Origin of the sequence: Flavobacterium sp. (assembly GCF_044348915.1) — a bacterium.
Lineage (GTDB): Bacteria > Bacteroidota > Bacteroidia > Flavobacteriales > Flavobacteriaceae > Flavobacterium.
Genome location: NZ_JBIKRX010000002.1, coordinates 20,516 through 33,129, shown reverse-complemented (window position 1 = coordinate 33,129; position 12,614 = coordinate 20,516). Strand labels below are relative to the sequence as shown.

General features: G+C 36.3%; 11 protein-coding genes and 2 tRNA genes. 11 read left to right on the top strand and 2 right to left on the bottom strand.

Features of this window, described 5'->3' with window-relative positions; translation table 11 throughout:
* Nucleotides 1-22: 22 nt before the first annotated feature.
* Nucleotides 23-487, bottom strand: coding sequence for a DUF1573 domain-containing protein (locus tag ACIQ1E_RS00700; RefSeq protein ID WP_396167793.1), 465 nt, complete (start codon nucleotides 485-487; stop codon nucleotides 23-25).
* A gap of 192 nt (nucleotides 488-679) precedes the next feature.
* Between ACIQ1E_RS00700 and mutS the strand changes: the two genes are divergently transcribed.
* The 3 genes from mutS (at nucleotide 680) to ACIQ1E_RS00685 (ending at nucleotide 3,847) form a co-directional block, all read left to right on the top strand.
* Nucleotides 680-3,277 (top strand): DNA mismatch repair protein MutS, encoded by a 2,598-nt coding sequence (gene mutS, locus ACIQ1E_RS00695; RefSeq protein ID WP_396167885.1) that lies wholly within the window; start codon nucleotides 680-682, stop codon nucleotides 3,275-3,277.
* A 144-nt stretch (nucleotides 3,278-3,421) separates the two neighbouring features.
* A tRNA-Gly gene (locus ACIQ1E_RS00690) sits at nucleotides 3,422-3,494 on the top strand.
* A gap of 267 nt (nucleotides 3,495-3,761) precedes the next feature.
* A tRNA-Leu gene (locus ACIQ1E_RS00685) sits at nucleotides 3,762-3,847 on the top strand.
* Nucleotides 3,848-3,926: 79 nt separating this feature from the next.
* On the opposite strand, the gene gldA is transcribed toward ACIQ1E_RS00685, so the two are convergent.
* Nucleotides 3,927-4,823, bottom strand: a complete 897-nt coding sequence (gene gldA, locus ACIQ1E_RS00680) for a gliding motility-associated ABC transporter ATP-binding subunit GldA (protein WP_396167791.1) — start codon at nucleotides 4,821-4,823, stop codon at nucleotides 3,927-3,929.
* Between the two features lie 146 nt (nucleotides 4,824-4,969).
* Here gldA and ACIQ1E_RS00675 point away from each other — a divergent pair, with 146 nt between their 5' ends.
* From ACIQ1E_RS00675 to ACIQ1E_RS00640, 8 genes are all read left to right on the top strand, one after another.
* Complete coding sequence (locus ACIQ1E_RS00675; RefSeq protein WP_396167790.1) at nucleotides 4,970-6,226, top strand: dicarboxylate/amino acid:cation symporter; 1,257 nt, start codon at nucleotides 4,970-4,972, stop codon at nucleotides 6,224-6,226.
* Nucleotides 6,227-6,562: 336 nt separating this feature from the next.
* Nucleotides 6,563-7,390 carry a prephenate dehydratase gene (locus tag ACIQ1E_RS00670; protein WP_396167788.1) on the top strand — a complete coding sequence of 276 codons (828 nt, stop codon included), beginning with the start codon at nucleotides 6,563-6,565 and terminating at the stop codon, nucleotides 7,388-7,390.
* A 66-nt stretch (nucleotides 7,391-7,456) separates the two neighbouring features.
* Nucleotides 7,457-8,602 (top strand): pyridoxal phosphate-dependent aminotransferase, encoded by a 1,146-nt coding sequence (locus tag ACIQ1E_RS00665; protein ID WP_396167786.1) that lies wholly within the window; start codon nucleotides 7,457-7,459, stop codon nucleotides 8,600-8,602.
* Between the two features lie 3 nt (nucleotides 8,603-8,605).
* A complete protein-coding gene (locus tag ACIQ1E_RS00660; protein WP_396167783.1) occupies nucleotides 8,606-9,457 on the top strand; it encodes a prephenate dehydrogenase in 852 nt (283 codons plus the stop codon).
* A gap of 74 nt (nucleotides 9,458-9,531) precedes the next feature.
* A complete protein-coding gene (locus ACIQ1E_RS00655) occupies nucleotides 9,532-10,611 on the top strand; it encodes a chorismate mutase (RefSeq protein WP_396167782.1) in 1,080 nt (359 codons plus the stop codon).
* Between the two features lie 125 nt (nucleotides 10,612-10,736).
* Nucleotides 10,737-11,714, top strand: coding sequence for a ribosome small subunit-dependent GTPase A (rsgA, locus tag ACIQ1E_RS00650; RefSeq protein ID WP_396167780.1), 978 nt, complete (start codon nucleotides 10,737-10,739; stop codon nucleotides 11,712-11,714).
* Nucleotides 11,715-11,798: 84 nt separating this feature from the next.
* Entirely contained in the window at nucleotides 11,799-12,251 is a 453-nt protein-coding gene (dtd, locus tag ACIQ1E_RS00645; RefSeq protein ID WP_396167777.1) for a D-aminoacyl-tRNA deacylase, read from the top strand.
* Entirely contained in the window at nucleotides 12,251-12,577 is a 327-nt protein-coding gene (locus ACIQ1E_RS00640; protein ID WP_396167775.1) for a nucleotide pyrophosphohydrolase, read from the top strand. The genes dtd and ACIQ1E_RS00640 overlap by 1 nt, the downstream gene beginning before the upstream one ends.
* Nucleotides 12,578-12,614 lie beyond the last annotated feature (37 nt).

Genomic DNA, 12,614 nt, shown 5'->3' with positions numbered 1-12,614 from the left:
TTCTGTGGTATTTAAAACAAATTTAGCTTTTTGGAGCGTCAGCAGCAAGCACAGTTCCTTTGATGGTCAATACTTTTGATGGCATTCCTTCTGCATTTGAAGTGATAGTGATTGTTTTTGTAAACGCACCAACTCTAGCAGTGTCATATTTAACGCCTATTACTCCTTTTGCTCCAGGAGCGATTGGCTCTTTTGGATAAGCAGGAATTGTACAACCACAAGACGACCCAACATTTGTAAGTATCAGCGGTTTATTACCGTTATTGGTAAAAGTGAATTCGCGTTTTCCATCGGCGTTGTGCGCAACAGTGCCGTAATCGATAGTCTCAGTTGCAAAAACCATTCCTGCGCCTTCTACTTTAGGAAGTGCTGGGGCAGTTGTTTTTGCGGTTGTTTTTTTAGCAGATTTGGTCGCTTTTGAAGTCTCTTGTGCATTTGAAAAAGTGAATCCCAAAAGAGCTATTGAAAGAGCAATAATTTTTTTCATCGTTAATTTATTTATGATTTGAATGACAAATTTATGGAAAAAATCGAAAAACCAACTTAAATTTTACTTAAATGTATTTTAAATATGGAGACTGCTCGTAATTTGCTACAAAATATATAAATTCGCCTTCTGTTTAAATTTAAAAAATACATTTTGTCATCAAAAGGAAAAGAGGTCAAGGAAACCCCGTTAATGAAACAATACAACGAAATAAAAAGGAAGTATCCTGATGCTTGTTTGTTGTTTCGTGTGGGGGATTTTTATGAAACATTTGGCGAAGATGCGGTTCGAGCATCTAAAATTTTAGGAATAACCTTGACCAAGCGAGGCGCAGGTTCTGAGACGGAGACCGCCTTAGCGGGTTTTCCGCATCATTCTATAAATACGTATTTGCCTAAACTAGTCAAAGCAGGACTTCGGGTTGCCATTTGCGATCAGCTTGAAGATCCAAAAATGACCAAAACCATTGTGAAACGTGGTGTTACGGAATTAGTTACCCCCGGTGTTTCAATGAATGATGAGGTATTACAATCGAAAACGAATAATTTCTTGGCGGCTATTTATTTTGCCAATAAATCGATCGGAATCTCCTTTTTAGATGTTTCGACAGGTGAGTTTCTCACCGCCCAAGGCAATGCCGAATATGTTGATAAGTTGTTACAAAACTTCAGTCCAAGCGAAGTTTTGGTTCCTAAAAACAGCAAGACTAATTTCCGTGAAACTTTCGGAGATGATTATCACAGTTTTTATCTCGAAGACTGGATTTACAAAGAAGATTACGCTTTTGAAACTTTGACGAAACATTTTCAAACCATTTCTCTAAAAGGTTTTGGAATTGAAGAATTGCACGAAGGAATTATCGCTTCGGGAGCAATTTTATATTATTTATCCGAAACCCAACACAACAAAGTGCAACACATCACGGCGATTCAGCGAATTGCAGAGGATGCCTACGTGTGGATGGATCGATTTACAATCCGGAATCTCGAATTATATCATAGTTACAATCCAAATGCGGTCACGCTGCTGGATGTTATTGATAAAACGCTTTCGCCAATGGGTGGTCGTTTGCTCAAACGTTGGTTGGCTTTGCCGTTGAAAGATGCAAATAAAATTCGAAATCGCCATCAAGTAGTTTCGTATTTGAAAGAAAATCAAGAGGTGTTGAAAAACATTCAAAAACAAATCAAACAAATCTCCGATTTAGAGCGCTTGATTTCGAAAATTGCAGCAGGAAAAGTGTCGCCTCGCGAAGTGGTGTATTTGAAGGAATCATTAGATGCTATTATTCCAATAAAAGCCCTGGCGTTAGCAAGTCCGCAAGAAGCGGTCAAAATTATTGGAGACAGCCTGCATAGTTGTGATTTATTGCGGGAAAAAATCAAAACGGTTTTGAATCAAGATGCGCCCGTGGCTGTAGCCAAAGGAAATGCAATTGCCAAAGGCGTAAATGCCGAATTAGACGAATTGCGTGCGATTTCGACCTCTGGAAAAGAATTTTTAGAAGGAATTGAAAAACGCGAATCCGAAAGAACAGGAATTTCATCCCTGAAAATTTCCTTCAATAATGTTTTTGGCTATTATATCGAAGTTCGAAACACGCATAAAGATAAAGTACCCGCAGAATGGATTCGAAAACAAACTTTGGTTAGCGCAGAACGGTACATTACCGAAGAATTAAAAGAATACGAAACCAAAATTCTGGGTGCCGAAGAAAAAATTTATAAAATTGAAGTCGAATTATTCGAGCAATTAGTTTCTTGGATTGCCACGTACATTAAACCTGTTCAAATGAATGCCAATTTGGTGGCGCAACTAGATTGTTTGTGTTCGTTTACCCAATTGGCGATTGAAAACAAATACGTTTGTCCAGAACTCGACGAAACATTCGAATTGGATATCAAAAACGGCAGGCATCCCGTTATCGAAAAACAACTGCCCGTTGGCGTGCCTTACATTGCCAATGATGTTTTCTTGGATAGAGAAACGCAGCAATTAATAATGATTACGGGTCCCAATATGTCGGGTAAATCAGCTATTTTGCGTCAAACTGCTTTGATCGTACTCTTGGCTCAAATGGGAAGTTTTGTTCCTGCAGAGCATGTTAGAATGGGAATTATTGATAAAATATTTACTAGAGTAGGAGCAAGTGATAATATTTCGATGGGCGAATCTACTTTTATGGTCGAGATGAATGAAACCGCTTCGATCTTGAACAATATTTCCGACCGAAGTTTGGTGTTGTTGGACGAAATAGGACGCGGAACCAGCACCTACGATGGAATTTCCATCGCTTGGGCAATTGCCGAGTTTTTGCACGAACATCCTGCACGACCCAAAACGCTTTTTGCGACGCATTATCACGAGCTGAACGAAATGAGTGAATCCTTACCGAGAATCCAAAATTACAATGTTTCGGTAAAAGAGTTAAAAGACACCGTTCTTTTTATTCGAAAGTTAGTAAAAGGAGGAAGTGCGCACAGTTTTGGAATTCATGTAGCTAAAATGGCGGGAATGCCACAAATCGTGATTTTGAAAGCGCAGAAGTTGTTGAAGAAATTGGAGAAAGACCACTCTAGTGAAGCTTTGAACGGCATCAAATCAGCGAAGGACGGCTCGAGACTGAAAGGCGAACAGGCGGAGCATATGCAAATGAGTTTCTTCAATCTGGACGATCCTTTGTTGGAAGAAATAAAAGACGAGATTTTGAGTCTCGATATCAACACGATTACGCCAATGGAAGCTTTGATGAAACTCAACGAAATCAAAAGAATGTTGACTAAAAAATAGTTTCTTTGTGTTTAAAGTTTAGGTTATCAGAAGATTATCTTTTGTCTGCATATTTTTTACAAAAAAGGCTTGTGTAATTGAATTAATGTCTTAAATTTGCATCCGCAATACGATTAAGTATTGAGTTCTTTTTAGAATGTAAATGCGAAAATAGCTCAGTTGGTAGAGCGCGACCTTGCCAAGGTCGAGGTCGCGGGTTCGAGCCCCGTTTTTCGCTCAAAACCATACGCTTAGTAGGTTTTAAATCTTAATGAATTTTCAATTGGGTTTTAAATCAAAAAGTAAAAATGCTCGGATGGTGTTGTATTTAATTAATTTTTTCTAAAAATTAGATATAACATCGAAAAGTAAAAATGCTCGGATGGTGCTGTATTTAATTAATTTTTTATAAAAATTAGATATAACATCAAATTAGTAAAATGCTCGGATGGTGCTGTATTTAATTAATTTTTTCTAAAAATTAGATATAACATCGAAAAGTAATGCTCGGATGGTGAAATTGGTAGACACGCTGGACTTAAAATCCAGTGAACAGCAATGTTCGTGCGGGTTCAAGTCCCGCTCTGAGTACTTAGTTAAACCGTAAAGACTTAATTGTTAATTCTTTGCGGTTTTTTAATTTATAGCTTTTAGATTTATATATTGGTTATTACTTCGTAATCTCCCTAAAAACTGCTTCTAGATTTTTATTCTTCTGATTAAGCTGTAGTGTTTTCAAGCCATTGGCATTCGCAAAATCAAAAACTGCGGGACGCATGTCTTTATCGGCGTTGAAAGTCAATTCCCAAATCATATCGTGCGTGTTTTTACAAGAAGTCAGATTTTCGATTTTTGCAAGTAATTGTTCTTCTACTTGATTGTCGAATTCCACTTCAATTATTTGTTCTTTTTCTTCCGAAATTAGGTTGTCCAGTTTTTTATCGGCAACGATTTTCCCTTTGTCAATAATAATTACGCGGTCGCAAATCGCTTCTACTTCCTGCATAATATGTGTCGAAAGGAAAACGGTTTTGTCTTTGCCCACGTTTTTTATCACGTTTCTAATTTCGACCAATTGGTTGGGATCTAATCCAGTTGTTGGTTCATCGAGAATCAAAACGTCAGGATTGTGCAATAAAGCATTGGCAAGTCCCACGCGTTGACGGTAACCTTTAGACAATTCACCTATTTTCTTATGGCTTTCATTGGACAAACCTGTCAATTGAATCACTTCTTCTATTCTGGATTTAGATACTTTATATACATCGGCATTGAAGGCCAAATATTCTCGAACATACAAATCCAAATACAAAGGATTGTGTTCTGGGAGATAGCCAATGGATTGTTGCACGGCTTTGGCTTGTGAATTAACATCAAATCCATTTACAGCTGCAGACCCTTCATCAGCAGCAATATAGGTAGTCAATATTTTCATTAAAGTTGATTTTCCAGCACCATTAGGCCCTAGAAAACCAACGATTTCTCCTTTTTTGACAGAAAACGAAATGTTGTCCAGTGCTTTTTGAACACCATAACTTTTCGATATGTTATTTACTACTATTGACATTGAAATTTATTTGTAGCAAAAGTAAACAGAAAAAACTTTTATTTATTGTTTTTGTATCACATTGATATTTATCAATGTTCAAAACTTTAACAAACGTTGAGGACTTTATCGTTTAGATTTATATATTTACCTAAATTTTTTAAAATATGGCTAGTCAAAGTAAATCATCGGGCAGTTTCTTGAAAAACTATAGCGAAATTTTGTTGCTTTTAGGAGGAATAATTTTGGGAAGCATTTTAGGGTTAGTATTCGGAAAAGGAGTGGAGGTGATAAAACCTTTAGGTGATATTTTCTTGAATATGCTATTTACCGCGATCATTCCTTTGATTTTCTTTACGATTGCAACCTCTGTTGCCACTTTGGAAAAAACCGAAAAACTTGGTAAATTATTCAGCATTATGTTAGGCGTTTTTTTGGCTACCGTTTTAATTTCAGCGGTAGTAATGATTATAGGTGTATTGCTTTTTCCAATTAATCAAGATATTGTACTATCTAAAATCCCAGTAGAAACTATTCAGGACAGTAGTGTAGGAACGCAAGTAACCCAATTGCTGACTGTGAATGATTTCTCAGAATTGTTGACCCGAAAAAGCATGTTGGCGCTGATATTGTTTTCTTTTTTAATTGGCTTTGCGACTTTGCAATCGGGTGAAAAAGGGGAGAACTTCAAAGGTTTTTTAAAATCCGGCGATGAGGTGATGAAACAATTGCTTCATTTAATAATGAAAACAGCTCCCGTGGGATTAGGAGCTTATTTTGCGTATCAAGTTGGTATTTTTGGACCGCAATTATTTGGCACCTATGCGAAGCCTTTGGGACTATATTATGGAGTTTGCTTGTTTTATTTTGTTGTGTTTTTTAGTTTGTATGCTTTTATGGCGGGAGGAAAAAAAGGACTGTCAATCTTCTGGAAAAACAACATTACCCCGTCTTTGACTGCTTTGGGAACTTGCAGCAGTATTGCGACAATCCCTGCAAATCTCGAAGCAGCCGAGGAAATTAAAATACCTAAGCATATCAGTCATATTGTGATTCCGTTGGGAGCGCCTTTACATAAAGACGGCTCGTCAACCGGGTCTATCATAAAAATTGCCATTCTTTTTGCCATGTTTGGCAAAGATTTTACAGAACCAAGTACTTTGCTTTTAGCAATAGGAATTACTGTAATTGTTTCAGTTGTTGAAGGAGGTATTCCAAACGGAGGTTATATAGGAGAAGTATTGGCAATAACTGTTTATGGATTGCCAATGGAGCAAGCCTTGCCGGTTGCAATGATTATCGGAACATTGATTGATCCTATGGCCACTTTATTAAACGCCAATGGCGATTTGGTTGCATCCATGATGGTTACCCGAATTTCTGAAGGAAAGAAATGGATGTCTAAAACGAATGAAAGTCTATGATTTTAGGGAGATTAGGATAAGTGCCGGTTGCTTTAATTTTGATTTTGGAGTTCTTTTTTGATTATTATTGAATTAAAAGCAAGCTTTTTTGATAATTCTTTTTTTTGACTAATAAAATCATCTTTTTTTTTTGGTTGCTAAAATTAAATTTATACATTCGCAGAGGATTTTAAAAAAAACCGTGATATTTATGTCAACTAACCGTTTTTATTTTAGCAATACTTACTATTTCTTCTTTAGGAAGTAAGGATTGTCTATGGTTATTTGAAAGATTATAAAAACAAATAAAGCTAATATACAATCCTGATGAAAATCAGGATTTTTTTTTGAATATTTATGAGTACAATTATTGCAATACAAGGTATAAAAGGTTCTTTCCACCATCAGGTGGCACAAGAATATTTTGGCAATGAAGTTGAGGTGGATGAATGTTTGTCATTCGATAAATTAATTGACAGTGTATTGTCTGGTAAATCGGATCAAGCGGTTATGGCCATCGAAAATTCTATTGCAGGACCAATTATTCCAAATTATGCCTTAATTGACAAAAACAATTTGCATATTATTGGAGAGCATTATTTAGATATTCATCAAAATTTAATGGCTTTAAAAGGGCAAAAAATCAAAGATGTTTTAGAAGTACATTCACATCCGATGGCGTTGTTGCAATGTATGGAATTCTTAAAAAAATATCCTAAAATAAAATTGGTCGAAGACAAAGATACCGCCGAAACAGCTCGTAGAATTCAGAAAAAACAACTTTCAGGAATTGCCGCCATTGCCAGTAAAACAGCGGCAGAAATGTATAATTTAGAAATTATAGCCCCAGAAATCCAGACGATTAATAACAATATGACGCGTTTTGTTATTATTAAAAAGGAGAATTCTTTTGTTTCTAAAGAGGAAATTAACCGTGCTTCAATTAAATTCGAATTGGATCACAAAAGAGGTAGTTTGGCAGCTGTTCTCAATGTAATGAGCGATTGCAAACTGAATTTAACCAAAATTCAATCCTTGCCAAAAATAGAAACACCTTGGAAATATTCGTTTTTTGTGGACGTGACTTTCGATAAATATGAAGATTACGCCAAAGCAAAATCATTGATGGAAATTATGGCGGAATATTTCAAAGTATTAGGAGAATATAAAAATACAAAACCGTAGGAAAAGGAAATTCCAAAAGGCAAAAAACAAATTCCAAAAAGGAGAGCATTAGTGAAAATTATGAATATGATTACAACAGCAAAAAGATTAGATATAGTTGAAGAATACTATTTCTCCTCAAAATTGAGAGAAGTAAGACAATTGGCTTCCGAAGGAAAATCCATTATCAATATGGGAATTGGAAGTCCAGATTTGAGACCGTCACAAGCAGTTATTGATGCCGTAACTTTGGCAATGCAAGAAGAAAATGCGCATCAATATCAAAGTTACCAAGGTTTGCCAGAATTGAGAACTGGAATGGCTGATTTCTATGCAACTAATTATGGAGTTTCCTTAAATCCGAACACAGAAATTTTGCCTTTGATGGGTTCCAAAGAAGGAATTATGCACATTTCATTGGCTTTTTTGAACGAAGGAGACCAAGTTTTGATTCCAAACCCAGGGTATCCAACCTATTCTTCGGTGACGAATTTGGTTGGTGCAGTTCCAGTTTATTATGATTTAACAGAAGTAAACAATTGGGAACCTGATTTCGAAGCTTTAGAAAAATTAGATTTATCGAAAGTGAAAATAATGTGGTTGGGTTATCCACACATGCCAACAGGTGCGAGAGGGAGTCTGGAATTGTTCGAAAAATTAGTGGCTTTCGCCAAAAAGCATCACATTTTATTGATTAATGACAATCCGTATAGTTTTGTTTTGAATGACAATCCAATTAGTTTGTTGCAAGTCGAAGGAGCTAAAGAAGTGGCTTTAGAATTGAATTCGCTTTCTAAAACCTTCAATATGGCAGGTTGGCGAGTTGGAATGGTTTTAGGAAATGCAGCCTGTATCGACGCTGTTTTGAAAGTAAAAAGTAATATGGACAGTGGGATGTTTTATGGAATTCAAAAAGGAGCCATTCAAGCCTTGAAAAGCGATAGATCGTGGTTCGATTCGATGAACGCGGTGTACAAAAAAAGAAGAGTTTTGACAGAACAACTAGCAGAGAAGCTAGGTTGTGAAGTTTACAAAGAAGGAGTTGGATTATTTGTTTGGGCTAAATTGCCTGCCGGAATTGCCTCTGCTGAAGATTTTATTGATAAAATATTGTATGAGAAATCAATTTTTATCACGCCTGGAACCATTTTTGGGTCAAATGGTGAAGGTTACATTCGATTTGCACTTTGTGTAAAAGAAGAAAAAATACAAGAAGCAATAGATAGATTTTAACAAATGAAAGTACACGTAATAGGAATAGGATTAATTGGAGGTTCGATGGTTTTGGACATCAAATCACTACATCCAGATGCGACTATTTATGGAATTGACAACAACAAAAGTCATTTGGCAGAAGCCATTGCCCTTGGAGTTGTTGATCAAGAGGCCACATTCGAAGATTTGGCAGAAGCCGACTTTGTGATAGTTTCAGTTCCCGTGGATGTTGCCTTGACCCTTTTGCCAAAAGTTTTGGATGCTATTGGTGACAACACGATAGTTTTTGAAGTGGGTTCTACCAAAATGCCAATTTGCGAAGCAGTAGCGAATCATCCGCGAAGAAGAAATTTTATTGCCACACATCCTATTGCTGGAACGGAATTTTCGGGGCCATCAGCGGCGATAAAAAACTTGTTTCAAGGGAAAACGAATATCATTTGCGAAGTCGAAAAAACGACTTTCAAATTACAGGAAAAAGCGTTGGATTTGTTTAAAAGTATCGGAATGAGAATCCGCTATATGGATCCAAAATCGCACGACAAGCACATTGCTTATGTTTCGCATTTGTCGCACATTAGTTCATTTATGCTAGGAAAAACGGTTATCAATAAAGAAAAAGACGAACAAGATATATTTGATATGGCAGGTTCTGGTTTTGAAAGTACCGTTCGTTTGGCTAAAAGTTCACCAGCTATGTGGACTCCGATTTTCAAGCAGAATAAAAAACAAGTAGTAAAAACATTAGAAGAGTATATTTCAAATTTATCTAAGTTCAAAGAACTATTAGAAAAGGATGATTACGATGCTATTTTCAACGAAATGCAAAGCGTCAATAGGATCAAGGAAATATTAAATGGAATGAAAAAATAGTCAGTTTGCAGTTTGCAGATGGCAGTTAAAAAGAACAATAAACAACAAACAATAATCGACAAACAAAAAATAAGATGGAAAACAAGAAAGAAATGAGAAATTGGTTGAACGAATTCAATTTGACTCATCCATTTGTAATTGCAGGACCTTGTAGTGCTGAAACCGAAGAGCAGGTATTAAAAATTGCTCACGAATTAAAAAATTCTGATGTAAGTGTATTTAGAGCTGGAATTTGGAAACCGAGAACGCGTCCGGGAGGATTTGAAGGGGTAGGAGAAATTGGTTTGAAATGGTTGAAGAAAGCCAAAGCCGAAACAGGAATGCTAATGGGAACTGAAGTTGCTACAGCTGCACATTGTAAATTGGCTTTAGAAAATGATATCGATGTTTTATGGGTTGGTGCTCGTACTACTGCGAATCCGTTTGCGGTTCAAGAAATTGCCGATACATTAGCAGGAACAGATAAAATAGTATTGGTAAAAAATCCAGTGAACCCTGATATGGCTTTATGGTTGGGTGGTGTAGAACGTCTGTATGCCGCTGGAATCAAAAATTTGGGAGTAATTCACAGAGGGTTTTCTACTTACGAAAAAACAAAATACCGAAATATTCCAGAATGGCAGATTGCTATCGAATTGCAAAATAAATTCCCTGATTTGCCATTGATTATCGATCCTTCGCATATTACAGGAGATCGCAAAATGATTCTAGAGGTGACTCAAGAAGCCTTGGATTTGAATTATGATGGAATGATTATCGAAACGCATAATGATCCTGATAATGCTTGGTCTGATGCGCCTCAGCAAGTGACTCCAGATGCTTTGAAACAAATTTTCAAAGACTTGAAAATCAGAAATTTGAGTGGCGATAGTGATTTCGAAAATAAAATGACGAAATTGAGAGCCAATATAGATGTTTTAGATGCTAATTTATTGGAACTTTTAGGAAAGCGTATGAAAGTGGCTGACGAAATTGGTCAAGTGAAAAAAGAAAATAATGTGGCTGTTTTGCAAAACAATCGTTGGAATGAAATTCAAGCCAAAATGGTTGCCGAAGGTGCTAAAAAAGGATTAACAGAAGAATTTATAATAAAATTATTCAGAGGAATTCACCAAGAAAGTATCGAACACCAAGAAAAAATATTGAATTCTTAATTCTTTATTTTGAATAAACTAAATCTCCACAGTTTTCATTGATTGTGGGGATTTTTTTATTTTTAACATTGTAAAAAAGCGCTACATTACACTTTAAACTTGAAACAAAATTTTACCTTTGCCTTATGACAGGAACCGTTTATAAATCTACAGGAAGTTGGTACACCGTAAAATCCGATAAAGGCGATTTTATCGAATGCCGTATGAAAGGGAAATTCCGAATCAAAGGCATCAAAAGCACCAACCCAATCGCAGTGGGCGATATTGTAGATTATGAACTCGAAGAAACTTCGGATACCGTTACTGGAATTATTCATAAAATTCATGACAGGAAGAATTATATAGTTCGAAAGTCGGTAAATCTTTCGCATCAAATGCACATTATTGCGTCGAATATCGACCGTGTTTTCCTTTTGGTAACCATCAATAATCCACCAACAACTTTCAATTTCATCGACCGATTCTTGGTTACCGCCGAAGCTTATGGAATTGAAACCATATTAGTTTTCAATAAAATTGACACTTTCGACGAGGCGACCTTGGATGAACAATTGTATATGCAACATGTCTATCAAGAAATTGGATACCAATGTTTGCGTGTTTCTGCTACAACAGGTAAAGGAGTCGAGGAATTAAAAAAAATGATGATAGGTAAAGTGACTATGTTTTCGGGTCATTCAGGCGTTGGGAAATCGACTTTGGTCAATGCTTTAGAACCCACTTTAAATCTAAAAACCAAAACCATTTCCGAAGCCAGCAAACAAGGACAGCATACCACTACTTTTGCCGAAATGTACGATTTGAGTTTTGATGCTCGAATAATTGATACACCTGGAATCAAAGGCTTCGGGATTGTCGATATGGAAAAAGAAGAAATCAGTGGTTATTTTCCAGAGTTTTTCAAGTTGAAAGACCAATGTAAATTTAATAATTGTTTGCACAAAGAAGAACCACATTGCGCCATAAAGAAGGCTTTAGAAAATGACGAAATCGCTTGGTCAAGATACAGTAGTTACCTTAAAATTTTAGAAGGTGACGACGAAAATTACCGCACCGATTCCTTCGACGAAGAAAGAAAAGCGAGTGACGAAACGAGGAAATAGTGCTCAGTTGGTAGTTTTTAGTGTTCAGTACTCATTTTTGTAAGGTTTGTCATTCCGTAGGAATCTCAGATAATATAGAGAATTATGAAAATAGTTATCCAAAGAGTTTCTCAAGCATCAGTTGCAATCGACTCTAAAATCGTAGCCGAAATCCAAAAAGGATTATTGGTTTTAATTGGAATTGAAGATGCCGATAATCAAGAAGATATTGTTTGGCTTTGTCAAAAAATAGCCAATCTCCGTATTTTTGGCGATGAAAATGAGGTAATGAACCTTTCGGTCAAAGATGTTGATGGCGAAGTAATTGTTGTTTCTCAATTTACCCTTCAGGCATCAACCAAAAAAGGCAATCGTCCTTCCTATGTTAAAGCGGCAAAAGCTGAAATTGCCATTCCAATATATGAGCAATTTGTGCAACGATTTGAAATTGAATTAGGTAAGAAAGTACAGACGGGAATTTTTGGAGCCGATATGAAAGTAGCTCTTTTAAACGATGGCCCAGTGACAATTTTAATTGATAGTAAAAATAAAGAATAATGAACCTAAAAGACTCCCAATTAGTCGTTGATACGTGGATCAAAGAACATGGTGTTCGCTACTTCAACGAACTCACCAATATGGCACAATTGACGGAAGAAGTAGGCGAGGTAGCCCGAATAATTGCCCGTCGATACGGCGAACAATCCGAAAAGGAAAGTGATAAAAACAAAGACCTTGGCGAAGAACTAGCCGATGTGGTTTTCGTAGTTTTGTGTTTGGCAAACCAAACCGGAATCGATTTGCAAGCCGCTTTCGATAAAAAAATGGACTTGAAATCAGTTCGGGATAAAGACCGTCACAAAAACAATGATAAATTGAAATAATTGTGAATTTTAAATTAGGAATTGTAAATTGCACCGC